The sequence below is a fragment of the Streptomyces sp. NPDC058051 genome (assembly GCF_042885475.1).
Classification (GTDB): Bacteria; Actinomycetota; Actinomycetes; order Streptomycetales; family Streptomycetaceae; genus Streptomyces.
This window is the reverse complement of record NZ_JBHVRW010000032.1, coordinates 13598-36863: the sequence shown is the minus strand read 5'-3', so window position 1 is coordinate 36863 and position 23266 is coordinate 13598. Positions and strand designations below refer to the sequence as shown.

The 23266-nt window shown below is 70.9% G+C and carries 21 protein-coding genes; 1 reads left to right on the top strand and 20 read right to left on the bottom strand.

From position 1 onward, the window contains the following. Positions 1-190: 190 nt before the first annotated feature. From ACFVUT_RS33285 to ACFVUT_RS33210, 16 genes are all read right to left on the bottom strand, one after another. Positions 191-1423: an arginine deiminase gene (locus ACFVUT_RS33285; RefSeq protein WP_389658036.1), complete on the bottom strand. Its 1233-nt coding sequence runs from the start codon at positions 1421-1423 to the stop codon at positions 191-193. Positions 1424-1702: 279 nt separating this feature from the next. After that, complete coding sequence (locus ACFVUT_RS33280) at positions 1703-4276, bottom strand: polynucleotide kinase-phosphatase (protein WP_389658033.1); 2574 nt, start codon at positions 4274-4276, stop codon at positions 1703-1705. Then, on the bottom strand, positions 4273-5844 hold the full coding sequence (locus ACFVUT_RS33275; protein WP_389658176.1) for a 3' terminal RNA ribose 2'-O-methyltransferase Hen1: 1572 nt from the start codon (positions 5842-5844) through the stop codon (positions 4273-4275). Before ACFVUT_RS33275 ends, ACFVUT_RS33280 begins: the two co-directional genes overlap by 4 nt. A 52-nt stretch (positions 5845-5896) precedes the next feature. Beyond that, positions 5897-6805: a homocysteine S-methyltransferase gene (mmuM, locus tag ACFVUT_RS33270; RefSeq protein WP_389658030.1), complete on the bottom strand. Its 909-nt coding sequence runs from the start codon at positions 6803-6805 to the stop codon at positions 5897-5899. A 298-nt stretch (positions 6806-7103) separates the two neighbouring features. Next, the gene (locus tag ACFVUT_RS33265; RefSeq protein WP_389658027.1) at positions 7104-8027 is read right to left on the bottom strand and encodes an LLM class F420-dependent oxidoreductase; all 924 of its coding nucleotides are present in this window, start codon (positions 8025-8027) and stop codon (positions 7104-7106) included. Between the two features lie 135 nt (positions 8028-8162). Then, on the bottom strand, positions 8163-8732 hold the full coding sequence (locus tag ACFVUT_RS33260; RefSeq protein WP_389658024.1) for a DUF6099 family protein: 570 nt from the start codon (positions 8730-8732) through the stop codon (positions 8163-8165). A gap of 124 nt (positions 8733-8856) precedes the next feature. After that, positions 8857-9225: a nucleotide pyrophosphohydrolase gene (locus tag ACFVUT_RS33255; protein ID WP_389658021.1), complete on the bottom strand. Its 369-nt coding sequence runs from the start codon at positions 9223-9225 to the stop codon at positions 8857-8859. Then, positions 9222-10463, bottom strand: coding sequence for an AAA family ATPase (locus ACFVUT_RS33250; protein ID WP_389658018.1), 1242 nt, complete (start codon positions 10461-10463; stop codon positions 9222-9224). Before ACFVUT_RS33250 ends, ACFVUT_RS33255 begins: the two co-directional genes overlap by 4 nt. Before the next feature lie 217 nt (positions 10464-10680). Beyond that, the gene (locus ACFVUT_RS33245; RefSeq protein ID WP_389658015.1) at positions 10681-11079 is read right to left on the bottom strand and encodes a cell division protein SepF; all 399 of its coding nucleotides are present in this window, start codon (positions 11077-11079) and stop codon (positions 10681-10683) included. 95 nt (positions 11080-11174) lie between these two features. After that, positions 11175-12449: a cytochrome P450 gene (locus ACFVUT_RS33240; RefSeq protein ID WP_389658012.1), complete on the bottom strand. Its 1275-nt coding sequence runs from the start codon at positions 12447-12449 to the stop codon at positions 11175-11177. Next, positions 12446-13060: an ATP/GTP-binding protein gene (locus ACFVUT_RS33235; protein ID WP_389658009.1), complete on the bottom strand. Its 615-nt coding sequence runs from the start codon at positions 13058-13060 to the stop codon at positions 12446-12448. Before ACFVUT_RS33235 ends, ACFVUT_RS33240 begins: the two co-directional genes overlap by 4 nt. Continuing rightward, positions 13038-13391 carry a DUF742 domain-containing protein gene (locus ACFVUT_RS33230; protein WP_389658006.1) on the bottom strand — a complete coding sequence of 118 codons (354 nt, stop codon included), beginning with the start codon at positions 13389-13391 and terminating at the stop codon, positions 13038-13040. Before ACFVUT_RS33230 ends, ACFVUT_RS33235 begins: the two co-directional genes overlap by 23 nt. After that, on the bottom strand, positions 13388-13813 hold the full coding sequence (locus tag ACFVUT_RS33225) for a roadblock/LC7 domain-containing protein (protein ID WP_389658003.1): 426 nt from the start codon (positions 13811-13813) through the stop codon (positions 13388-13390). The genes ACFVUT_RS33230 and ACFVUT_RS33225 overlap by 4 nt, the downstream gene beginning before the upstream one ends. Beyond that, positions 13810-15267: an ATP-binding protein gene (locus tag ACFVUT_RS33220; RefSeq protein WP_389658000.1), complete on the bottom strand. Its 1458-nt coding sequence runs from the start codon at positions 15265-15267 to the stop codon at positions 13810-13812. Before ACFVUT_RS33220 ends, ACFVUT_RS33225 begins: the two co-directional genes overlap by 4 nt. A 62-nt stretch (positions 15268-15329) precedes the next feature. Then, positions 15330-16331 (bottom strand): MBL fold metallo-hydrolase, encoded by a 1002-nt coding sequence (locus ACFVUT_RS33215; protein ID WP_389657997.1) that lies wholly within the window; start codon positions 16329-16331, stop codon positions 15330-15332. 758 nt (positions 16332-17089) lie between these two features. After that, positions 17090-17890, bottom strand: a complete 801-nt coding sequence (locus tag ACFVUT_RS33210; protein WP_389657994.1) for a DeoR/GlpR family DNA-binding transcription regulator — start codon at positions 17888-17890, stop codon at positions 17090-17092. A 184-nt stretch (positions 17891-18074) separates the two neighbouring features. Between ACFVUT_RS33210 and ACFVUT_RS33205 the strand changes: the two genes are divergently transcribed. Next, positions 18075-18959, top strand: a complete 885-nt coding sequence (locus ACFVUT_RS33205; RefSeq protein WP_389657991.1) for an SIS domain-containing protein — start codon at positions 18075-18077, stop codon at positions 18957-18959. 163 nt (positions 18960-19122) lie between these two features. Here ACFVUT_RS33205 and ACFVUT_RS33200 read toward each other — a convergent pair whose 3' ends face one another. The 4 genes from ACFVUT_RS33200 to ACFVUT_RS33185 all read right to left on the bottom strand — a co-directional run bounded on the left by ACFVUT_RS33200 (position 19123) and on the right by ACFVUT_RS33185 (position 23259). Beyond that, a complete protein-coding gene (locus ACFVUT_RS33200; protein ID WP_389657988.1) occupies positions 19123-19695 on the bottom strand; it encodes a hypothetical protein in 573 nt (190 codons plus the stop codon). A 113-nt stretch (positions 19696-19808) separates the two neighbouring features. Continuing rightward, positions 19809-21002 (bottom strand): P1 family peptidase, encoded by a 1194-nt coding sequence (locus ACFVUT_RS33195; RefSeq protein ID WP_389657985.1) that lies wholly within the window; start codon positions 21000-21002, stop codon positions 19809-19811. 154 nt (positions 21003-21156) lie between these two features. Continuing rightward, on the bottom strand, positions 21157-21852 hold the full coding sequence (locus ACFVUT_RS33190; RefSeq protein WP_389657982.1) for a 4'-phosphopantetheinyl transferase: 696 nt from the start codon (positions 21850-21852) through the stop codon (positions 21157-21159). A gap of 171 nt (positions 21853-22023) precedes the next feature. Beyond that, complete coding sequence (locus tag ACFVUT_RS33185) at positions 22024-23259, bottom strand: MFS transporter (RefSeq protein WP_389657979.1); 1236 nt, start codon at positions 23257-23259, stop codon at positions 22024-22026. Positions 23260-23266: the final 7 nt, after the last annotated feature.

The following is a 23266-nucleotide window of genomic DNA, read 5'->3' as shown; positions in this document are numbered from 1 at the left end:
GCATCGCTATACAGCCTCTTGTTCGGCACGATACCGCCCAGCCCCTCCCCGGCACGCCTCCCGGTGCACCACCGCGCCCCTCGCACGCGGACAGACCGGGGTCACGCACCACGCGCCACGTACCGGACCGTCGCACCCCGTCAGACCAGATCCCCGCGGCCCGCGCCACGTATCCGACTGGCGCGCCCCGTCAGACCGGGTCACGCACCACGGGGCAGCTCATGCAGCGGGGGCCGCCCCTGCCCCGGCCGAGTTCGCTGCCGCGGATCTCGATGACCTCGATGCCCTCCTTGCGCAGATGGGTGTTGGTGGTGGCGTTGCGCTCGTACGCGACGACCACCCCCGGCTCGACGGCCAGCACATTGCAGCCGTCGTCCCACTGCTCGCGCTGGGCGGAGCGCACATCCTGGCTGGCGGTGAGGACCCGGATCGAGTCCAGGCCCAGGGCGTGCGCGATCGCGTCGTGCATGCGCTCGGGCGGGTGGTCGGTGACCTTCAGGTCCCTCGGCCCCCCTCCGGGCTCGATGGTGTACGAGCGGAGCATGCCCAGGCCCGCGTACTGGGTGAAGGTGTCGCCGTCGACCATCGTCATGACCGTGTCGAGGTGCATGAACGCCCGGCGCTTGGGCATGTCGAGCGCCACGATCGTGTGCGCCGAGCCTGCGTCGAACAGGCCGCGGGCCAGCATCTCCACCGCCTGAGGGGTGGTGCGTTCACTCATCCCGATGAGTACGGAACCGCGGCCGATGACGAGCACGTCACCCCCCTCGATGGTGGAGGGGTAGTCGTCCTGCCCCTCCGACCAGTGGTGGAAGACACCCGCTTCGGGGCCGGTGAAGAGTGGGTGATGGCGGTAGATCGCCTCGAAGTGGACCGTCTCGCGTTGTCGGGCCGGCCAGCGCATCGCGTTGATCGACACCCCGTCGTATATCCAGGCCGAGGTGTCCCGGGTGAAGAGATGGTTCGGCAGCGGGTCGAGCAGGAAGTCGTCCAGGTCCATGACATGGAAGCGGACGGAGGTCGGCTCGCTGTGCCGCTCCAGGAACTCCCGCTTGGTCACCCCGCCGACCAGCGCCTCGGCCAGCTCGGGGCTGGGCAGCTCGTCAAAAGCGGCGCGCAGATGCTCGGTGGCGAGCGGCCCGTACTCCTTCTCCTCGAAGACCCGGTCCAGGACGAGCCGTCTGGCCACCGGAATATCCAGCGATTCGCGGAGCAGATCGCCGAAGAGGTGCACCTCCACGCCTCGATCACGCAGCACGTCCGCGAAGCCGTCGTGCTCCTGACGGGCACGGCGCACCCAGAGCACGTCGTCGAACAGGAGCGCGTCCTTGTTGCTGGGGGTGAGACGCTTCAGTTCCAGGTCAGGGCGGTGCAGGATGACGCGGCGCAGCCGCCCGGCCTCGGAGTCGACATGGAATCCCATGAGTCCATCCTCACCGCGCGCAGCACCATTCACCCGCGAATCGCCAGCCGGTTTTCCGTCGATCCCACCGGAGAACCCGCTGGCGCCGCGCACCGGGCCGTGCCGGACGGCGCCCCGCCGGGTCAGCCAACGCAACGCCCCACGCGCACACGCACCGCGTCCCGGCGCCAGGCGGCGGCCGGACACCAGGCCCCGGAGCCCGGACACCAGACCCCGGCCCCCGGCCCCCGGCCCCCGGCCCCCGGCCCCCGAGTGTCAGACGCCGCGTGTCAGACACGGCTAGAGCCGTGGATCGACCGGCTCCGATTCCAGGGCCAGCACCGCGAACACCGCCTCGTGGACCCGCCACAGCGGCTCCCCGTCGGCCAACCGGTCCAGCGCTTCGAGCCCCAGCGCGTACTCCCGGAGCGCCAGCGACCGCTTGTGGCCGAGGAACCGGCCGCGCAGCCGCTCCAGGTTCTCCGGGCGGGTGTACTCGGGGCCGTAGATGATCCGGAGGTACTCCCGGCCGCGCACCTTGATGCCCGGCTGGACCAGCCTGTCCTTGCCGTCCCGTACGAGCGCGGCAAGCGGCTTGACGACCATGCCTTCACCGCCTCGGCCGGTCATCTCCAGCCACCAGTCGATACCGGAGCGCACCGACGCCTCGTCGCCGGTGTCGACGACGAGCCGACGGGTGACCTGGAGCAGCCCGGTCGGGTCGTGCTCGACCAGCCGGTCGATCCAGGCCAGCTGCTCGCCGTGCGGCACGGAGGCCAGCGAGCGGCCCTGCACCGCGAGGATCTGGAACGGCGCGAGCCGCACCCCGTCCAGGCCCTGGGTGCTCCAGCAGTAGCGGCGGTACGCCTCGGTGAACGCGGCCGCGTCCTCGGCACGTCCCCGCTGGCGCTCCTCAAGAGTGCCCACGTCCACCCCACGGGCCACGGCTGCCGCGAGGGCCGCTCCGGCGTCCGGGAAGACGGCCCCGGACGCGGCACCGACCGCGGCGTACTGCGAGCGCAGCAGCCCGGCCGCCTTCAGGGACCACGGCATCAGCTCGGCGTCGAGCAGCACCCAGTCGGTGCCCCATTCCTCCCAGAGTCCGGCAGCGGTGACGGCGGTGCGCAGCCTGCCGAGAATCACCTCGGTGAGTGCGGCGTCGTCGAGGAACGGCCTTCCGGTGCGGGTGTACAGCGCTCCGGTCGGGCCTCCCCCATCCCCGGAAGCGTCGGAGCTGTCCTGTACGCCGAACCGCTCACGGGCGGCGTTCGCGTCCCGGCAGACCAGCGCCACCGCACGCGAGCCCATGTGCTTCTCCTCGCACACGACCTCGGTGACACCGTCCGTCCGGTACTGGGCGAAGGCCTCGGCCGGGTACTCCAGATAGCCCTCCTCCTGCGATGTCGCGGTGGGCGCCATGGTCGGCGGGAGGTAGCCGAGCAGCCGGGGATCCACAGCGAACCGGCTCATCACTTCGAGCGCCGCCGCGGCGTTCTCCTCGCGCACCGAGACACGGCCCATGTGCCGGGTCTCCACGATCCGACGGCCGTGCACATCCGCGAGGTCCAGCGGCCGGCCCTCCCGGCCCCCGGGCGCCTCGGTGATCAGTGGCTTGGCCGGCTCGTACCAGACCTTCTCGGCCGGTACGTCGACGAGTTCGCGCTCCGGCCAGCGCAGCGCGGTCATCTTCCCGCCGAAGACCACCCCGGTGTCCAGGCAGATGGTGTTGTTGACCCAGGAGGTGGCGGGCACCGGGGTGTGACCGTAGACCACGGCGGCACGGCCCCGGTACTCCTCCGCCCACGGGTAGCGCACGGGCAGGCCGAACTCGTCGGTCTCGCCGGTGGTGTCCCCGTACAGGGCGTGCGAGCGGACCCGTCCGGAGGTACGCCCGTGGTACTTCTCGGGCAGTCCCGCGTGGCAGACGACGAGTTTGCCCTCGTCGAGCACGTAGTGGCTGACGAGCCCGTCGATGAACTCCCGGACCCGCTCGCGGAAGGCGGGGTCCTTCTCGTCCTCCCGGTCCAACTGCTCGATGGTCTCGGCGAGTCCATGGGTGTGCTGGACCTTGCGGCCCTTGAGGTAGCGGCCGAGCTTGTTCTCGTGGTTGCCGGGCACGCACAGGGCGTTGCCCGCCGCCACCATGGACATGACGCGGCGCAGTACCCCGGGGCTGTTGGGGCCGCGGTCCACCAGGTCGCCGACGAAGACCGCCGTGCGTCCCTCGGGGTGTGCGCCGTCGACGTAGCCGAGCTTGCCGAGCAGGGTTTCCAGCTCGGAGTCGCAGCCGTGGATGTCGCCGATGATGTCGAAGGGGCCGGTGAGGTGGCGCAGGTCGTTGTAGCGGCGCTCCCGCACCACTTCGGCGTGCTGCGCCTCCTCCTCGGTGTGCAGGATGTGCACCTTGCGGAACCCCTCGCGTTCCAGGCCGCGCAGCGAGCGGCGCAGCTCGCGGCGGTGGCGCTGGATGACATGGCGCGGCATGTCGGCACGGTCGGGGCGGGACGCGTTGCGCGCGACGCAGACCTCTTCGGGCAGGTCGAGAACGATCGCGATGGGCAGTACGTCGTAAGTCCTGGCCAGCTGGATCAGCTGCTTGCGGCTCTCGGACTGGACGCTGGTGGCGTCCACGACGGTCAGCCGGCCTGCGGCGAGCCGCTTCCCCACGATGGTGTGGAGGACGTCGAAGGCGTCACGGCTGGCGCTCTGGTCGTTCTCGTCGTCGGCGACGAGGCCGCGACAGAAGTCCGAGGAGATGACCTCCGTGGGCTTGAAGTGCTCGCGGGCGAAAGTGGACTTGCCGGAACCGCTGGCTCCGATGAGGACCACGAGGGAGAGGTCTGTCACCGGCAACGTGCGCGAGGTACGGGTCATGCGGCTTTCGCCCCCTTCTCTGCCGTGGTCTTGTCGCTGTCCTTGCTGCTGGTCTTGGTGCCGACCCTGTCGCCGACCCCGTTGCCGGCGTTGCTCCTGGTGCTGGTGCTGGTGCTGGTCTCATCGGCTGCGGTCATCGTGAACACCGCCATCTGTGTCGGCGGCCCCACCTCGGGGTCGTCGGGCCCCACGGGGACGAAATCGGCCCGGTATCCGTGCCGCCGCGCCACGGCCTGGGCCCAGTCGCGGAATTCGGCCCTGGTCCACTCGAACCGGTGGTCGCCGTGGCGCACCTGTCCGGCCGGAAGGCTCTCCCAGCGGACGTTGTACTCGACGTTCGGCGTGGTCACGAGCACGGTCCGCGGCCTGGCAGAACCGAACACGGCGTACTCCAGCGCGGGCAGCCTCGGCAGGTCGAGGTGCTCGATGACCTCGCTGAGCACGGCAGCGTCATACCCCTTGAGCCGCTTGTCGGTGTAGGTGAGCGAGCCCTGCTGAAGCGTGACCCGGCCGGCCTGCCGTTCTCCCATCCGGTCCAGCTTCAGCCGTCGTGAGGCGATGGCGAGAGCGCGCATGGAGACATCGACGCCGACGATCTCCGTGAAGCTCACGTCCTTGAGGAGCGCCTGAACCAACTGCCCCTGACCGCAGCCCAGGTCGAGGACCCGGCTCGCCCCGGCGGTGCGCAGCACGTCGAGGATCGCGGTGCGACGCTGCTCGGCGAGCGGCACGGGCTTCTCCTCGGTGTCGGTCGTCTCGTCCACCGCGTTGTCGATGCTCTCGACGTCGAGGTCGTCGGACTCGGCGAGCCGCACCAGTTCGAGCCGCTGCATCGCCTGCCGGGTCAGCCCCCAGCGCCGCGACAGATAGCGACTGGTGATCAGTTTCTGCTCGGGGTGGTCGGCCAGCCAGCCCTCTCCGGCCCGCAGCAGCTTGTCCACCTCGTCCGGTGCGACCCAGTAGTGCTTGGCGTCGTCGAGCACCGGCAGCAGGATGTACAGCTGCCGCAACGCGTCCGCCAGCCGCAACTCGCCCTCCAGCACCAGCCGCACGTACCGCGAGTCCCCCCATTCCGGAAACTCCGTGTCCAGGGGCACGGCCACGGCGTCCACACTCGTCCAGCCGAGGGGCCCGAAGAGCTTGCGCACCAGTTCCGCGCCACCGCGCGCCGGCAAGACGGGCACCTCGATCCGCAACGGAAGCGGCTGCTCTGCCCGTTCGGGCAGGGCACGGCACGCACCGTTCAGCGCGGTCTTGAAGACCGTGCTCATCGCCACGGAGAGAAGCGAGGATGCCGCGTACGGACGGTCGTTGACGTACTGGGCGAGCGCCGCGTCGGGCGCGCCACCTCGGCCTTTGCCCTTGCCACGCCGCACCAGCGCCACCGGATCCACCTCCAGCAGGAGTGCGGCTGTGCACCGTTCGGCGGACGCCTCGGGGTAGAAGACATGCGCGGTGCCATGGGACGTGGAGAACGTCTGCGCCTTCTCGGGATGCTTGTGCAGCAGAAAGCCGAGATCGGTCGCGGGACGCTCCGGATTGCCGGTGGTGCTGATCGTCATGAACACACGTCCGAGTATGGTCCGCTTCACTTGCCCCCCACCATGCATTTTCGTCCGTCTACGGCTGTGTCGGCCCGCCTTTCCCTTCGCCTGCCGTCGCTCCGCCGAGCAGCCCGGCCAGCTCCGCGACGGTCTCCGGGCCGACCCGGCAGCAGCCACCCACCAGCCGGGCCCCGGCGTCCTGCCAGGCCGGCACTCTCCCCGGATCGAATGTGGGGTCGCCGGCCCATTCCCGGACGTCGGCATCCCACCGCTCACCACTGTTCGGATAGACGACGACCGGTTTGCCGGCCACCTCCGACGCCACCCGCACCGCCCGGTCCGCGTCCACCGGATCGCAGCAGTTCACCCCGACAGCCATCACGAGGTCATGCCCCGAGGCCAGAGCGAAGGCCGTCTCCAGCGACTGGCCCGCCCTCGTCCGGTCACCGGACACGCTGTACGAGAGCCAGACGGGCAGCCCGCATCCCTCGACCGCCCGCAGCAGCGCCTCGGCCTCGTCGATGTCCGGCACCGTCTCCAGTGCCAGCACATCGGGCTCCGCGGCGACCAGCGCCTCCACCCGAGGCCGGTGGAACCGCTCCAGCTCCCGGACGGAGAGCCCGTAGCGGCCCCGGTACTCACTGCCGTCCGCCAGCATCGCACCGTACGGGCCGACGGAGGCAGCGACCCAGACCTCCCGCTCCACCGCAGCCCCGGCCCGCCGCGCCAGCCGCACACTGCGGGCGAACAGCTCCGCCGCCCGGCCCCGTCCGATCCCCCGCCGCCCGAACCCTTCGAAGCTCGCCTGGTAGCTGGCCGTGGTGAGCACCTGTGCACCGGCCCGCACATAGGCCGTGTGAGCGGCCTCGATCTGCGCCGGCCCGTCGGCCAGCAACCGGGCCGACCACAGGGCGTCGGTCAGATCGCAGCCCTGCGCCTCCAACTGGTTGGAGAGGCCACCGTCGAGCAGGACCGTCCCCTCCAAGAGGGCACGGTCGAGCGCCCGCGCGGGCGGGCCGCCGACTGACCGGATGGGTTGCACAGGTGACTCCCTCGTGAGCCGACTCCTGACCCGGCCCGGGTGAGCGGGAACCGGTCCCGGTGCGAACGAGAAGGAACCGCTCCCGCGCGGTGCGAGTCGGGACCGCTCCCGCGCGGTGCGAGTCGGGACCGCTCCCGCGCCGGGCGGGCCGGACCGGTCCAGGTGCGGGCGAACCGGCCCCCTTCCTGCCCCGGTGGGCCAGGACCGCTCCCGCGCGGTGCGAGTCGGGACCGCTTCCGGCTCAGGCGAGCTGGGACTGGACCTCGGAGGAGATCAGCTCCAGGTGGTCCAGATCGTTCAGATCCAGGATCTGGAGGTAGATCCGGGACGACCCGATCGCGCCGTACCTGCCGATCTTGTCGACCACCTCGGCGGGCGAGCCCGCGAGCCCGTTCGCCTTCAGCTCCGCCACCTCACGGCCGATGGCGGAGGCACGCCGCGCGACCTCGGCGTCATTCCGGCCGACGCAGACCACGAGGGCGTTGGAGTACACGAGGTCGTCCGGTCCGCGGCCGGCCGCCTTGGCCGCCTCCCGGACCCGGCCGAACTGCTTCTCGCTGTCTTCCAGCGACGCGAAGGGGATGTTGAACTCGTCCGCGTACCGGGCGGCCAGCCGCGGTGTGCGCGTCGCGCCGTGACCGCCGATCAGGACCGGCACCTTGGCCTGCGCCGGCTTGGGCAGCGCCGGTGAATCGGTCAGCTGGTAGTACGTGCCGTCGAAGCTGAACGTCTTGCCGATCTCGGTCGCCCAGAGCCCGGTGACGATTTCCAGTTGCTCCTCCAGCCTGCCGAACTTCTCTTTGGGGAACGGAATGCCATAAGCCCTGTGCTCCTCCTCGAACCAGCCTGCGCCCAGGCCGAGCTCCACACGGCCGCCGGACATCTGGTCGACCTGCGCGACCTGGATGGCGAGCACTCCGGGGAGCCGGAAGGTCCCCGCGGTCATCAGCGTGCCGAGCCGGATCCGCTTGGTCTCGCGCGCCAGTCCGGCCAGGGTGATCCACGCGTCGGTCGGGCCGGGCAGCCCGTCCCCCGAACCCATGCGGAGGTAGTGGTCGGAGCGGTAGAAGGCGTCGAAGCCGAGGTCCTCGGTCGCCTTGGCGACGGTGAGCAGGGTGTCGTAGTCGGCCCCTTGCTGGGGCTCGGTGAAGATTCGCAGATCCATGCACCCATCCTGCCTTCCGGATGCCGTCCCTGCCTTCCTCCCCCACCCCGCGCACCGCCACTACCGATTTCCTTCACGGGTCACGGCCTTCCCGAAGCAGCCCCCGACCGCCGTCGTCCCCGCAGCGCGGCGCGGTCACGACGGCCCCGCCGCCGACCCCGCCGGTCCGCGGACTGTTGGTCCGCGGACTGCCGGTCCGCGGGCCGCCGCACCGTGGGGGCCGTCCCGCTCCCGGCCGCGCTCCAGATCCTGCTGCCGCTCTCGGTCCCGCTCGTCGAGGCGCCGCAGCATTCCGTGCACCCGGTCCATGGACTCGTCCGCCGCGTCGATCGCCTCCATGCACTGCCAGTAGAGCCCCTGCTCGTCGGTCTCGCAGGCCACCCCGACCAGCGCCATCGCCGCCTCCCCGAGGAGCGCGCCCAGCCCCGCGAGCGTCGCCCTCGGTTCGCCGACCTCGGAGAGCCGCACGGCCCGCGCCACGGCGGCCCGCGCCGCCGGATGGTCCAGCGCCCCGCCGCTTCTTCCGCCGGTCTCGCTGAGCCCGCGCGCCTCCCCCCGTAACTCCTTGGGACCGTCCGCCGCCAGCCGGCTGCCGATCGCCTGGGCGAGCGCCTGTGCCTGCCACGCCTCGGCGATGATGTCCGGCGTACCGCGGCTCTGTGCCAGAGCACGACGACTTACTTCTACAAGCCGCTCCGCTTCCATGCGTTGCCCCCGTCCGTACGAAAAACCGCTCACCTCATCCATTACCCAGAGTGAGTGAGCCGGTACCGAAAAGCCAGGGGAATTCGGAAATCTGTGGACACCAAATCCGCTGTGAATAAATCGATCACTCCGAAGAGTGACGATCCTGGGACGGAGGAGGGTCACGGCGTTCCGGCACGGGGAATCGGGTCTCGTTCCTGTCGATCTTCTCCGACAGCGCCGCCAGCACGTCGATCCCCAACACCTCGCAGAATTGGAGCAGATACGCGAGAACGTCGGCGACTTCGTCAGCGACCCGATGCGCCGTCTCGGGTGCCTCCATCACCCGTGCCGACTGCTCCGGCGTCAACCACTGGAAGATCTCGACCAGTTCGGATGCCTCGACACTCAGTGCCGCCGCCAAATTCTTCGGGGTGTGGTACTGCTCCCAGTCCCGCGCGGCCGCGAACGCGGCGAGCCGTTGCTGAAGGGCACGTACATCGAGTTCTGTCACGGCTCCAGGTCTACCACCGTCACCCCGGCCGTCTCGCGGGCCCGTACCGCGCCCGACTCCGTAACCGCCCCCACCAGCCTGAGATGCCCGGCCGCCCCGATCGAGACCGCCAGATCCAGGAGTTCGCGCAGTTGCCGTCCGTCCAGGTCACGGTCGAGTCCGTCGGCCAGCACGGTCAGGGTCTGCAGGGCCGACGGCACCTCGCCCGCGGCGTCCACCGCCAGCACCCCGGGGCCGGTGAGCAGCACCAGGGCGAGCGCGAGATACCTCAACTCGCCGTCGCCGAGGCGGCCCACCGGTGTCACGCGTCCCGCACCGCGGGCGACGCTCGCCCGCAGCAACCCGTCCGTGAGCCGCTCGACACCCAGTGCCGTCACGGGCCCCGCGCATCCGGCGTGAGCGGCCGCGACCAGTCGTGCGTGGCGCCCCGCGCACTGCGTGTGCGTGCGCTCCAGCACCGCCGCGAGGTTGTCGCAGCCGCGCCGCAGGCGGCCGTCGCCCGCCGGCACCGGCATCCGCATCCGCGACGGCCGCGGTTCGCAGGCGAAGACCGACCGCAGGGCCACGACCATCTGTTCGGCCGCGGCAAGGACCTGCAACTGCCCCTCGGTCCTGCCCGCCACGCGCAGCGGCAGCAGGGCGGTTCCCAGGCGGTCGTCCGGCAACGGCGCACGCGTCACCGGCACCCCGCCCGCCGTGTGCCAGGCCGCCTGGACCGTCGAACGCCCCGGGTCGCGCAGAGCGGTGGCGAGCAGGGTCTCCCCACCGCCGGTCAGCCGTTCACCGACGATACGGAGGGTGGGCTCCGCCTGGACGGCCACATCGAGCCGTACCGGTCCCGCCGGGCCGTCGGCCGTACAGCCGATCCGGAATCCGCGGCGGCCCTGTGCATCGGCCACGGCGCCTTCCGGTACGCACCCCTCCGGGTCCGGGAAGACCTCGTCGAGCGGGTCGCCGCCGCCCAGCCGCGCCAGCGCCTCGTACGCCTGCAAAGCATGTGACTTGCCGCTGCCGCCCGGCCCGGCGAAGAGCGTCACCGGGCCGATGGGAAAGGTGACGCCGCGATGCGATCCGAAGGCGGACAGCCTCAGTTCGGTGACGACGGGGCCGGCGGAGCGGACGGGACCGCCGGACCGCCGCGCGGATTCCGGGGGTGCCGTCCTGGCGGCGGGAACGCCGTCGGCCACGGACGTACCGGCAGGCGGGGGCGGGGTGGTTCCTGGGCAGAGTGCACTCATGGGACGGACCGTACGCAGACCGGGGCGCGGCGAACCGTTCCGCCTGAACGACCTTCCTACGATCGGGCTACGCCACCGCGACAACCCCGCCCAACCGGCACACGCCTGTTACGCCACCGCCCGGCCGGCACACGTCTGTTACGCCATCGCCACCGCCCGGCCGGCACACGTCTGTTACGCCATCGCCACCGCCCGGCCGGCAGACGCGCCCACCGTCCTACGAACCCGGCACGCCCGCTGCCGTGACTCCCTCGACCTCCATGCCGACCGGAGACAGCAGGAAAACATTCCGGTCGACCCGGTGCATTCCGCTGCCCAGACCGAAGACCACCCCACTGGTGAAGTCCAGGATGCGCTTGGCCACGTCCGTCTCCGCGCCGGTCAGGTCGAGCAGCACCGGGACCTGTGCGACGAGGTACTCCGCCACCTCCCGCGCGTCCGCGAAGACCTGGACCCGGAGCACGACGAGGCGCCGCTGTTCGGCTGCCGCCCTCTCGTCGTGGACCGCACGATGATCGATCCTGGACGGCCACTCGTCGCGGCCGCGCAGCGGTACGACCTGGGCAAGCCCCTCCCACTGCTCGTCCGTGACGTCGTACCTGTCGTACCTGCTCACCGGACCACCCCGTCTGTGCTTCGGTCGGCGTTGCGCTCGCTGTTCATCGGGCAATTCTCTCGCCCCTCACCCGTTCGGCGTACCACCGACACGGTTCACGGGCCGATCGACACCGCTGACGGCCCGTCCGGCGCGTCCTCGGCGGCCTCCCGCCGGTCCGTTCCCGCGGCCATGTCGACGGGGGTGAACCGTACCGGAAGCCGTACCAGGGCACGGTGGAACGGGCCCGGACGCCACGTCAGTCCGCTGACCGGAACGTCCAGTTCTGCGTCGCACAGCTGGCTGGTGAGCTGCTCGATCGCGGTCATGGCGATGAGCAGCGCCGGCTGCTTCGCCGGGCACCGGTGCGGGCCCGCCGACCAGGCCAGGTGGGCGCTGCCCCCGGAGCGGATCCCGGGCTCCGAAATGCCTGGTGGGGACTGGGTGTTGGCCGCGGCGTAGGAGACGAGGACCAGCTGTCCCGCGCGCAGTCGGACACCGTGGAACTCCGTGTCGTGGCGGGGGTAGTGGGCGGCCAGATTGGACAGGGGCGGGTCCTGCCAGAGGACCTCGTTGATCGCCTCGTGCGCCGTCATCGCGCCGCCGTGCAGCGAGCCGGCGTAGCGGGCGTCGGTGAGCATGTGCAGCAGTGCGTTGCCGATCAGATTGGTCGTCGGATCGTGGCCCGCGCTCATGAGGAGCGTGATCTGACGCACAGTCTCGTCGTTGTCGAGATCGGCCGGATGGGCAAGGAGGTACGAGGTGAGGTCGCGGCGCGGCCGGGCGCGCCGCTCGGCGACGAGATCGGTGACGACCTCGACGAGGTCGGCGTACGCGGCGGCGGCGTCCTCCGCGGAGTTGAACATGCCGGCGATGCCGTTGACGATGCGTTCGCTGTCGTCCGGCGGCACACCGAACCAGGTCACGAAGACGTGCACCGGAAGTCGTCGGGCGTACTGCGCGATCAGGTCGCCTCTTCCGGTGGCGGCGAATTCACCGATGAGCCGCTGGGCGACCCGGGCGACCTCGGCCCGCAGGATGTGCGGCTCGATCAGGGCGAGGCTGTCGTTGATGGCATCGCGGTAGCGGGCGTGTACGTCGCCGTCGCTGAAGAGCGCGGTGGGCCGGTAGCCGAGCATGGGCAGGACCGGGGAGTCGTCGGGGACGGTGGCCTGCCAGGCGCGCGGGTCCTTGGTGAAGGTGTAGGTGTCGCGCAGCAGGTCGACGGCGGCCTGGTAGTCGGTGACCAGCAGGGCGTCGATGCCGGGGCTGAGCCGGACGGGGGCCAGGGGGCCGTGTTCGCGCAGGCGCCGGTAATGGCCCTGCGGGTCGGCGGCGAAGTCCGGGCCGTACAGCGCGAGGGGCTGCGGCGGCTGTACGAGCGGTGTCATGACGGGTCCTCGGGCCGGGGCATTCGGGTCAGCACGTGTTCGGCGAGTGCGATGAGTGCGTCGATGCTGCCGCGGCGTTCGCGGGCGTCGCACTGCACCAGCGGCGTTTCGGGGGCGAGGTCGAGGTGTTTGCGCAGGACCTCGTCGGTGTGGGCGGGGGCGTCGGGGAAGCGGTTGACGGCGACGGCGTACGGCAGCCCCTGTTCCTCGACCATGTCCATGACCGCGAAGGAGTCGGCGAGTCTGCGGGTGTCGACCAGGACGAGCGCGCCGAGCGCGCCCCGCGCGATGTCCTCCCAGAGCGGGAGGAACCGCTGCTGGCCCGGGGTGCCGAACATGTAGAGCACCAGGTCGTCGAGGACGGTGAGCCGGCCGAAGTCGATGGCGACGGTGGTCGTGGTCTTGTCCGGCAGTCCCGCGGTGTCGTCGAACGGGGTACTGGACTGGGTCATCGCCTCTTCGGTGTGGAGCGTGGCGATTTCCGACAGTGTGCGGATCAGGGTGGTTTTGCCCACGCCGAAAGGACCCGTGACGACGAGCTTCATCAGGGTCCGGGCGGCAGGCGGCAGATAGCCGATGCCGGTCCGGTCAGTGGAGGGAGCGGAGTCCAACGAGCAGCCTCTCGACGAGCGACCGGTCGATCTCCCCGGCGCTGGGGATGGGCGGTCGGGTGTGCAGGTGTCCGGCGGCCGCGAGGTCTGCGGCCAGGAAGACGGTGGCGCTGACCGGCAGGTCCAGGTGGGCTGCGGTTTCGACGACGGTGAGCGCGCCCGGTTCGAGCAGCTCGCACAGCCTGCGCTGTTCCGAGCCGGTCTCCGGCGGCAGAACCGTGTCGGCGCGTACGAGTACGGCGAGCCGGTCGAGCACGGGACCGGCGGGCAGGTTCCGGCCGCCGGTGACCAGATAGGCGGGGATCAGACGGCGCCCTGGGCCGGAGGTCATGGCCGGTCGGCGGTGTCCGGCCTGCGAGCGGGTGCGTTCATCGCCCGGGTCAGGGCGGTGACCTGCACCTGCATCTGGTAGGCGATGTCGCCGAGTTTGGCTTCGGGGTCCGCGAACAGGGCGAGTGTGGTGTTGTTCCCGGCCGGTACGACGACGGCGAAGCCCTGGTCGGACTCGACGACCGTCTGGGCCAGGCGCGGCGCCTCGACGTCGGTGAACGCCGTCGTGAAGGCGCGGGCTGCGGCGTGCAGCGTGGCGGTCATCGCGGCGACGCGCTCGCCGGACGCCCGGTCCAGGCCGGGCGACGCGCCCTCGACGAGGCCGTCGCCGGTGGCGACCACGGCGTGCTGGACTCCCGGCAGTTCCAGCAGAGGGGTCAGCACCCATGCGAGGTCACCGGTGGTGGGAGTGGGGGCGCTCACTTCTCGTCGTCTCCTTGGTCGTCCTGGTCGTCCTGGTCGTCCTGGTCGTCCTGGTGATCGTGGTCGTCCGCGGCCGGTGCGGATGACCGTCCGACGACGCTCCTGCCATTGAGGGTGCCCTGTTGGAGTGCCGCCCAGGAAGCCCCTGCCTGCTCGGGTGTACGGGGCACCTCTTCCTGCTCGCGGGTGACGGCGGCGGAAGCGGCCCGGGACGGCTTCGGGCGCGGCGCGCGCCGACGCCGGCTGGGCAGCCCGGCGGGCTGCCCACCGGTGGATGGCGGGGCCGTCTCCGGCCCGGCGGGACGCGGGGCCGGTACGGGCTCCGGCTCGGCGGGATGTCCGCCGGCGGGTGGCGGGGCCGTCTCCGGCCCGGCGGGTGCGGAGACCGGAGCGGAGGCGGGCGTGTGCATCGGCTTCGGGGCGAGGGCGGAGAGGCTGCGGGCGTCCTCCATCACGGTGAGCAGATGGGCGGGAACGCGCAGGATCGTACGCATTCCACCGAACGGCGACGCCTCGATGTGGCAGTCGAAGCCGTACTGCACGACGAGTCGGCCGACGACCGCGAAACCGGTCTGCGGCGGGTCGCCCAGCTCGGTCAGGAGCACTTCGGACGGGCCCGCCAGCAGGGCGCGGGCCCGGTCGAGCGCGTCGTCGTCCATGCCGATGCCCGCGTCGTCGACGACCAGGAACGCGCCGCGGCCGCCGCTCTGCTGGACCGTCACCTGCACATCGGTGTCGGGGTGCGAGTACGCGGTGGCGTTGGCCAGCAGTTCGGCGAGGGCGATCGCGAGTGGTTCGGCGGCGCGAGCGACGAGGGCGAGCCGTTCGTCGCGCAGATGGTTGGCGACCTTGATCCGTTCGTAGCCGGCGACCCGGGACTGGGCGCCGAGCACGATCTCGACGAGGGGTGAGTTCTGGCGGGCGAGCCCCGGCCAGGCGTCGCAGAGGACGGCGGTGGACTGGGTGCGCCGCAGGGCGAGTTCGTTGCGGAAGTCCAGCTGCAGGATCCGCGGGTCGTCGTACTCGTGCTGGAGTTCGTGCAGCAGCTGCTGGGACTGGTTGAGCAGGGACTGGATCTTGGCCGATGTGCCGCGCATCGCCGCGCGGGCCGCCGCGTCGACGCGGCCGCGCTCCTCGACGACCGCGGTGCGGGCGGCCTGCACGGCCTCGGTGAGCAGCCGGGCGGCGTCGCCGTCGACCTCGGCCGCCTCCCGCAGGCCGGGGACACGGGCGGTGGGGTGGGAGAGGGCGACCGCGGCGGCGGGTATGCGTTTGCGGGCGAGCTGCCGGATCTCATCGGTGAGAGCGGCGGTACGGGCCTCCGCGGCCTTCAGCTGCCGTTCGGCCAGCTCCGCACGGGCCAGGGCCAGGTGCTCCGAACGCGCCGCGTTCTGTGCGCGTACAGCCGCCACCATGGCGGCAGCGGCGGCGATCACCGCCACGATCCATCCCATGCCGTCACCGCATCTCTGTTGTCGGTTCGGTCTTCCGGCCGCAGCGGCAGCGGAAGTCCCGCTTACTTCGCCGCCGGGTCGGCCGACGCACGGTCCCGCTCCACCTCTTGGGCGACCACGGCGACATCGGTCATCACCTGGAGCACTCCGGGCAGTTCGGAGCCGTCGAGCTGCCGGTACTCGCTGCCGATGGTCACCACCAGCCGCTCGGGGAGGCCGAGCTCCGGGTGGCGCCCCTCGGCGATCACCCGGCGAGCCGCTTCGAGAGCGGGCACCCCGGCCGTGTGGAAGGCGTGGGCGCGCTCGCGCACGTACTCCAGATACACGATGTGGTCGCGTACCCCGGCCCGGTCGAGGACCGGGCCGTGCCCCGGGACGATGATCTCGGCACCGGTGGCCAGAACCCGCTCGCAGGCGGCGATCACGTTGCTGAGCGGACCCGCCCAGTGCACCGGGTGGTCACCGGGCTGCGCGGGGGTGGAGGAGAAGATGATGTCCCCGCTGAACACGGCGCGCTGCGCGGGCAGGTGGACCATGAGGTCACCGGTGGTGTGCGCGGACGGCAGGGCGGAGAGCTGGACCGGGTACGCCCCGAGGGTCAGTTCGAGCTCCCCGGTGAAGTAGGTCGTCGGCTGCACCGGCTCGGTCTGCGACCAGTCGAAGGGGCCGAAGTGCCGGCCGAGGTAGGCCCCGAGCGCGGTGGCCGGATCGCCGGTGGCGACGAGCGCGTGCTGCTGCTGCGGTGTGGGCTCGTAATGGATGTGTTCGCGGGCCTCGCGGGTGGCGATGATCTCCGCGTCGGGGAGTACGCCCGCGCCCCAGAAGTGGTCGCCGTTCGCGTGGGTGACGATCACGCGGTCGACGGAGACGCCTTCGGGCAGCCTCTTCGTGGACTCGGCCAGGAACTCGCCGGCCAGCAGGGCGTCGTACGGGGTGTCGATCCAGAGCGCGCCACGGGGCGAGGCGAGCAGGCCGCAGTTGGCAAGACCCCAACCGCGTTCCGGCGGGAGCCACGCGTACAGGTCCCGCTCCAGCTCGACGAATTCTCCACCCGTGATCGACATGGACGCGATTATGCCGACACCGATCCGGCCGCGCGTTCGAGCTCTGTCAGCACGCGTGCCGGTTGGCGCAAAATCGACGTTTGCGCACGCCGGGGGCCACCCGACGGTGACGGTGTGAGACCGGCCGCCGATGTCCCCATACAGCATCTTCCAGACCATTCATCTCATTTCATCCGACGGTGCCACGCAATGCGGCGGCACCCGATCGCGCTGCGACCACACCGATATGCGCCGACTACCCACCGAGCACGGCTGAAAACAGACGCATAAAACCCCCGATGTCAGAGCTGCAACCGGGGGTCTCCTGCGCATTGTGGACGCATGCGTCGCGGCGTAACCGGTGGGGCCGGTGTTCCAGACCTGCGATGACGACCGCGTCGAGGTTACGGGTGGCGCGCCGTCTGTACGGGTGGCGCGGGCGTTCCTGTGCGGGCACGCCTGGGCGGGGAGCGGGCAGCGGCGCGGGCGATGGCCGCTTACCGGCGGTCGTGGTCCCGTACGTGCCCCTCATCGCGTCACCGCCGGAGCGCCACATCCTCACCCGGCCCTGGAAGACGGACAGCGGCTTGCGCCCCGGAGGCGGCACTCGCGCCCCGGTTCGCCGCCCGCTCCTCGCATCGGCCCTCACATAGCTCACGACGGCCCGACCAGATGGCAAGAGTTGTTCATTTCGCCGACTTAACAAGCATCTACAAGCACAGGAGCAGGCCGAGGATCCCGCTCACCGCTCACAGCCACAGCCACAGCCACAGCCACCGTCACACCGCGATGACGGTGACCCCGGCCTCGCCGAAGCGGGCCTCCGCGTCGGGCGTGATGCCCGTGTCGGTGACCAGGAAGTCGATCCGGCCGAGATCGCAGACCCGGGCGAAGGCCCGCTTGCCGATCTTCGAGGAGTCGGCGGCCACGACCACCCGTTGCGCCTGCTCGGCGAGGAGGCGGTTGATACTGGCCTCGCCCTCGTGGTGGACGTACGCCCCACGCTCGGCGTCGATGGCGTTGACGCCCAGTACGGCGACGTCCAGGGTGATCTCACCCAGCACTCCACTGGCCAGCGGGCCGGTGAGCTCGTACGACTGCGGCCGGGCCACGCCCCCGGTCACCACGATCTTGATCTGTGGCCGGATCACGAGCTCGTTGGCGATGTTGAGCGCGTTGGTCACCACCGTGAGCGCCGGCTGGCCGCCGATCGCGGGACCGGTGTCGCCGACGAGGTCGGAGCGCACGGCCAGCGCGCGGGCCACCTCGGTGATCGTGGTGCCGCCGGTCAGTCCCACCACCTCGCCCACGGCCACGAGTTCGGAGACGGCGCGGCCGATGGCCTGCTTCTCCGGGGCATGGCGGCCCGTCTTGTAGCGCAGCGCCAGCTCGTACGAGACCCCGTGCGCGACGGCGCCGCCACGGGTACGGGTGAGCAACTGCTGCTCGGCAAGCTGATCCAGGTCACGGCGGATGGTCGCGGCCGAGACGTCCAGCACCGTCGCAGCGTCCTCGACCTCCACCCTGCCGTTCTTCCCGACCAGCTCAAGCAGCGCGTTCCACCGGGCATCCCTGGACAAGAGAACTCTCCTTACGGGTCCGGGATTCGAGCACCGTCCCCTTGGGCGCGGTCACCGGACACGCGCAAGCGTGGCACAAGGCACCGATCAGTCAAGTTTTCCGCAACAAGAATGCTTGATAATGCTCGCAGTCCACCTATACCGTGCACGAACAAGCATTCCATCGCGCACGCGGAGGGCAAAAGTGTCGTTTGTCGAGATTGAGACAGCCAGTCAGCCGGAGTGCTGGCGTCGCGCCGCCGACCTGGCACCGAGCCAGTCGGCTGCCCTGCCCGCCGCCGGCGAGCGTATCGCCGTCGTCGGCTGCGGCACGTCGTTCTACATGGCTCAGGCGTATGCCGCGCTCCGCGAGGATTCCGGACAGGGCGAGTCCGACGCGTTCGCGGCGTCGGAGTTCCCCCTCGGCCGCCGTTACGACCGGGTCGTCGCACTCACCCGCTCGGGCACCACGACCGAGGTACTGGACCTCCTGAACCGGCTCCGCGGCGTCACCCGTACCGTCGCGATCACGGCCGACCCGAACACCCCGGTGATGACCTCGGCCGATGATGTCGTCGTGCTCGACTTCGCCGACGAGAAGTCCGTGGTACAGACCCGGTTCGCCACCACCGCGCTCACGCTGCTCCGCGCCCACCTCGGCCTGCACACCGACGCCGCGGTCCGCGACGCGGAGACGGCGCTGGCCGAGCCGCTGCCGGAAGGTCTTCTGGACTGCACGCAGTTCACCTTCCTCGGCCGGGGCTGGACGGCCGGCCTCGCCAACGAGGCCGCGCTGAAGATGAAGGAGGCGTCGCTGTCCTGGACGGAGTCGTACCCCGCGATGGAGTACCGCCACGGCCCCATCAGCATCGCGACGACCGACACCGCGACCTGGATGTTCGGCACGGCCCCCGAGGGCCTCGCGGAGCAGGTGACCTCGACCGGAGCCCGCTGGCTGGAGAGCGGCCTGGACCCACTGGCCGAGCTGGTACGCGTCCAGCGTCTGGCGATCGCCCGCGCCGCCGCCCGCGGTCTGGATCCGGACAGCCCGCGCCACCTGACCCGCTCGGTGGTACTCGCGGACGCCTGACCGACCGGCGGACGAGGAGCCGACGGTCCCTTCCGACCGGGGACCGCGATACAACGGGCGGGGCCGGCGGCCCGTTTCGACCGCCGGACAACGCGCGGGGCCGGCGGTCTGTTCCGACCGCCGGCCCGGTCTCTCGGAGAATTCGGAGGGCGTCGCCTCCTGGTCAGGCCTCGAAGTAGACGTCGAGGACCGCGTCGAGCTCGTCCGCCCACTCCTTGATGTTGCTCCTCGCCGGAGCCTCGACCTCGGCGTTGAACCATCGTCGGGTCGACAGGTGGACCGTGACGGTGAATCGGCGGCCGATCCGAGGCGTCTTCACCTCAACCGCGCCGATCTCGTCCCAGAGGAACTCCGCCTCCTGGTCATCCAGCCGGAACAGAACGCCGTCCCGGTCCACCGTGATGGACCCACGGCGGTCGCTCACCTCGAATACGGGGCCCTTCTCAGCCTCCTCGTCGTCGTCCGCCGCCTCCTCGTCGTCCGCCGCCGCTTCGGCGGCAGCCTCCCCGCCGGCTGCCGCCTCCTCGGGCACGGCATCCTCGGGTACGGCCTCCGCCACGGCGTCGTCGAGAGCGACGGCGCCTGGCGCCCGCTCTTCTGTCTGTTCCTCGTCCGTCAGCTCCCGCTCCGTGTCCGCCTTCCCGGCGGTGACGGGGGCCGTGAGACCAGGGATGTACGCCGGGTCTGTCCCTGCGGCGTACCCGGGCTGGGTCTTGGGATCTATGCGCTGCTCCACGGCGGGCAGTATGGCCGACGAACCTGTACGAGACCAATGACCACCACACCCCGCGTCTGTCTCACGCGGCCCCGATTTCCGCGCGCGCCGTCAGCCGCGCCGTCCATTCCGGGTCACTGCCCCCGCGCCGCCAGGATTTCTGTCACCTGGTCGAGCGGGAGTGCCGGGACATGGTGACCGGCCCGGCCGGTCATCGGGTGTGCGCCGGTGAGCACGTTGAGCACCGCCTCCTCCACCGCCTCCACCACCGCGCCGTAGAAGGGATCCATCCTGCCCCACGGCACGAAGCGCATGGACTCGTACGGCGCACTGCCGTCGTCCTCGGGAAACGTACTGGTGAGCGCGGACGGGTTGGCCGTGGAGAAGGCCAGGAAGAGGTCCCCCGAGAAGTGGCTGCCGGTGGTGCCGGTGCGGGCGAGGCCCAGCGTCACGCGGCGGGCCAGGGCCTTGCACTGCCCCGGCAGCAAGGGGGCGTCCGTCGCCACGACCACGATGACCGAGCCGGCTCCGGGCGGCACCGGCCGCTCCCTCTCAGGTCCCGGCCGCTCCCCCTCAGGCACCGGCCGCTCCCCACCGGGTATCGGCTCGGAGGTCGGCGCCACGGCCGGATCGGGCAGTTCGCGCCCCACCGGGACACCGGCGACCACCAGTTCGCGTCGTGCGCCGAAGTTGGCCTGCACGAAGGCCCCGACGGTGTAGCGGTCCTCGCCGTACCGCACCACCCGCGACGCGGTCCCCGAGCCGCCCTTGAAGCCGTAGCAGCGCATGCCCGTGCCGCCGCCGACGCATCCCTCCTCGACCGGGCCGGAGGCCGCCGCCTCGATCGCGTCCGCCGCGTGACGGGATTCCACCGCCGCGCCGTGGATGTCGTTGAGGTAGCCGTCCCAGGTCTCCGTGACGACCGGCAGCAGCCACTCCGGCGCCATGCCGCGGCGGTTGGCACGTATCCACTCGACCACGCCGCGGTGCGCCGTGCCGACCGCGTACGTGTTGGTGATGACCACCGGCACGGCGAGCGAGCCGCTCTCCTCGATCCAGGTGGTTCCGGTCATCTCCCCGTTGCCGTTGAACGAGTGCCAGCCGGCCGCACAGGGTGTGCCCACGCCGTTCCTGCCGCGCGGAAGGAGTGCCGTCACCCCGGTGCGGACGTCCTCGCCCTCGACCAGGGTGACGTACCCGACCTCGACGCCCGGCACGTCCGTGATCGCGTTCCAGGGCCCCGGCTCACCCGTCAGCGGGACACCCAACTCGCGTGCGCGCTTGCGTTCTTCGCTCGTGTGGCCTGCACTCGTACGGTCTGCGCCCATGGCGTCAGAGACTACGGGTCACCCGCACGCGGCAATAGGTGCGACGTACAGGTCACCCGCGCACCGCACGAGGTACGACGTACAGGTCACCCGCGCACCGCACGAGGTACGACGTACAGGTCACCCGCGCACCGCACGAGGTACGACGTACAGGTCACCCGTGCACCGCACGAGGTACGACGATCGCGGTCGCCAGGAGACCGTCCGCGACCAGCCACCGGCCGCGGAAGGACGTGGGCGTCGCCGTCGCCCCCTCGACCAGTGCCCCTTCGGCCGGTTCCCGCTCCGTCGCGGATATCAGCAGACCGGCGGTGAAGCTACCGTCCGTGTGGAGGACGATGTCGGCCTGTTCGAAGCCGAGCCAGCGGTGGGTGAGCGGGAACCACGCCTTGTAGACGCTCTCCTTCGCACTGAACAGCAGCCGGTCCCAGCGGATCTCGGGAAACGCCCGGCGCAGTTCGCGTTCACGCTGCGCTTCCGTCGCGAGCGCGATGGTCTCGTGCACCCCCTCGGGCAACGGCGCGTGCGGTTCGGCGTCGATGCCGACGGTGACCACGTCGGCGCGGAGAGCGGTGGCCGCGGCTCGGTATCCGGCGCAGTGAGTCATGCTTCCGACCACTCCCTCCGGCCATATCGGCGCACCGCGTTCGCCTTTCAGAATGGCGGCGGGTGCGAAACCGAGTTCGCTGAGGGCGCGGCGCGCGCACCAGCGTGCGGTGGTGAACTCCTTGCGCCGGCTCTCCACCGCATTGCGGATCAGCTCCTCCTCGCCGGGATAGAGAGCCGCCTCGGGTGGGTCGGTCTGCGCCTCGGCCACGGCCACCTGGGACGGCAGTATTTTCTCGATCATGTTCCCCCCTGCACCGGCTGGTTGATCCGTCCCCCGTATCGTCCCTGAAGCCTGCCCACAGACTGAAGGGTTCCCCACAACGTCGGCTGTGCCCCGGACCACATCTTCACGGCGGCGTACGGCCGGCCGGCCACGGTACGGCGCGTGGCGCACCGTACCGGGCCGCAGCCGTCACACCAGGGCCGAGGGATCGGGTTCCGTCCGAGTGAGGCCCGGCCAACGGATCTGAGTGGCACACAGGGACACGAGGACGGCCGAGGCGGCGACGGCGCCCATGCCCCAGACCAGGCTGCCGGCGCTCGCTATGAAGCCGATCACCGCGGGTCCGGCCAGCAGCCCCGCTGTTCCCATGGCGGCGACCAGGGCCAGTGCGTCCGTGCCCTGTTCCGCGGCCGACACATAGACGCACGGGGTGACGGCGGCGACACCGAGCCCGACGCAGGCGAACCCGATCAGCGTCGGCACCACACCGCCGACCAGCAGGGCCGACGCCAGTCCCGCACCGGCCACCACGCCGCCGATCCGGACGATGCGTCCGTCGCCCCAGCGGGTTCGCCAGCCATCGGCGAAGAGACGGGCCAGCACCATCATGACCGAGACGACCGCGATGCCCATGGGCGCCAGTTCGGGTGCCGCGTCGACGACGTCCTTCATGTAGAGCGCGGACCAGTCGTTCATGGCGCCTTCGGTCACCGTGCCGAACACCATCGCGCAGCCCATCCACAGCGTCATGCGCGAGGGCATGGTCAGCCTGCGGCGGCTCTTCTTCGCAGCCTGACGGTCCTCCGTCGGCTGTTGTCTCTCCACCGGCTGTTTTATCTGTTTTTCCGTCAGTTGCTTTTCCTCCGGCAGCAGTCCGGATCGTGTGAGTCCGACCAGCAGCAGAAGAAGGGCGGCGGCCACACCGAAGTGCGCCGTGAGGGCCGGGGTCAGCAGGTTCATACCGGACGCGAGGAGTGCGGCGAACAGGGAACCGGCACTGAACGTCGCATGCAGCTTGGCCATGGCGGTGCGCCGGAACGTGGCTTCGAGAGCGGCCCCCTGCGCGTTCATCGCGACATTCAGGCTTCCGACAGCCACACCGTCACAACAAATGATCACCAGCGCGACCGGATAGTTGGGGGCCGCGGCCAGCGCCGGCAGGAGCAGGCTGAGGCAGCCGGCCGACAGGACCGCGAGGCGCCGGGATCCCAGCCGCTTCATCAGTGCCGCCACCAGGGGGAAGGATGCCGCCGCGCCCGCGCCACAGGCCATCAGCAGGAGGCCGACTTCCGCTTCCGTCAGGTCGAGCCGTGTCTTGATCGCGGGGAGCCGCGATGCCCAGGTGGCGTACTGGCACCCGAGAAAACAGAACAACGCCGCGATGGCCAACTGCGCCCGGCGGAATTCATCACGAACGCGAAACACGCGAAAC

Coding starts and splice junctions, on each gene's coding strand:
- ACFVUT_RS33285 (WP_389658036.1), bottom strand. CDS start 1,423: ATGGGATTCCATGTCGACTCCGAGGCCGGGCGGCTGCGCCGCGTCATC.
- ACFVUT_RS33280 (WP_389658033.1), bottom strand. CDS start 4,276: ATGACCCGTACCTCGCGCACGTTGCCGGTGACAGACCTCTCCCTCGTG.
- ACFVUT_RS33265 (WP_389658027.1), bottom strand. CDS start 8,027: ATGGATCTGCGAATCTTCACCGAGCCCCAGCAAGGGGCCGACTACGAC.
- ACFVUT_RS33260 (WP_389658024.1), bottom strand. CDS start 8,732: ATGGAAGCGGAGCGGCTTGTAGAAGTAAGTCGTCGTGCTCTGGCACAG.
- ACFVUT_RS33250 (WP_389658018.1), bottom strand. CDS start 10,463: ATGAGTGCACTCTGCCCAGGAACCACCCCGCCCCCGCCTGCCGGTACG.
- ACFVUT_RS33240 (WP_389658012.1), bottom strand. CDS start 12,449: ATGACACCGCTCGTACAGCCGCCGCAGCCCCTCGCGCTGTACGGCCCG.
- ACFVUT_RS33230 (WP_389658006.1), bottom strand. CDS start 13,391: ATGACCTCCGGCCCAGGGCGCCGTCTGATCCCCGCCTATCTGGTCACC.
- ACFVUT_RS33220 (WP_389658000.1), bottom strand. CDS start 15,267: ATGGGATGGATCGTGGCGGTGATCGCCGCCGCTGCCGCCATGGTGGCG.
- ACFVUT_RS33215 (WP_389657997.1), bottom strand. CDS start 16,331: ATGTCGATCACGGGTGGAGAATTCGTCGAGCTGGAGCGGGACCTGTAC.
- ACFVUT_RS33195 (WP_389657985.1), bottom strand. CDS start 21,002: ATGGGCGCAGACCGTACGAGTGCAGGCCACACGAGCGAAGAACGCAAG.
- ACFVUT_RS33190 (WP_389657982.1), bottom strand. CDS start 21,852: ATGATCGAGAAAATACTGCCGTCCCAGGTGGCCGTGGCCGAGGCGCAG.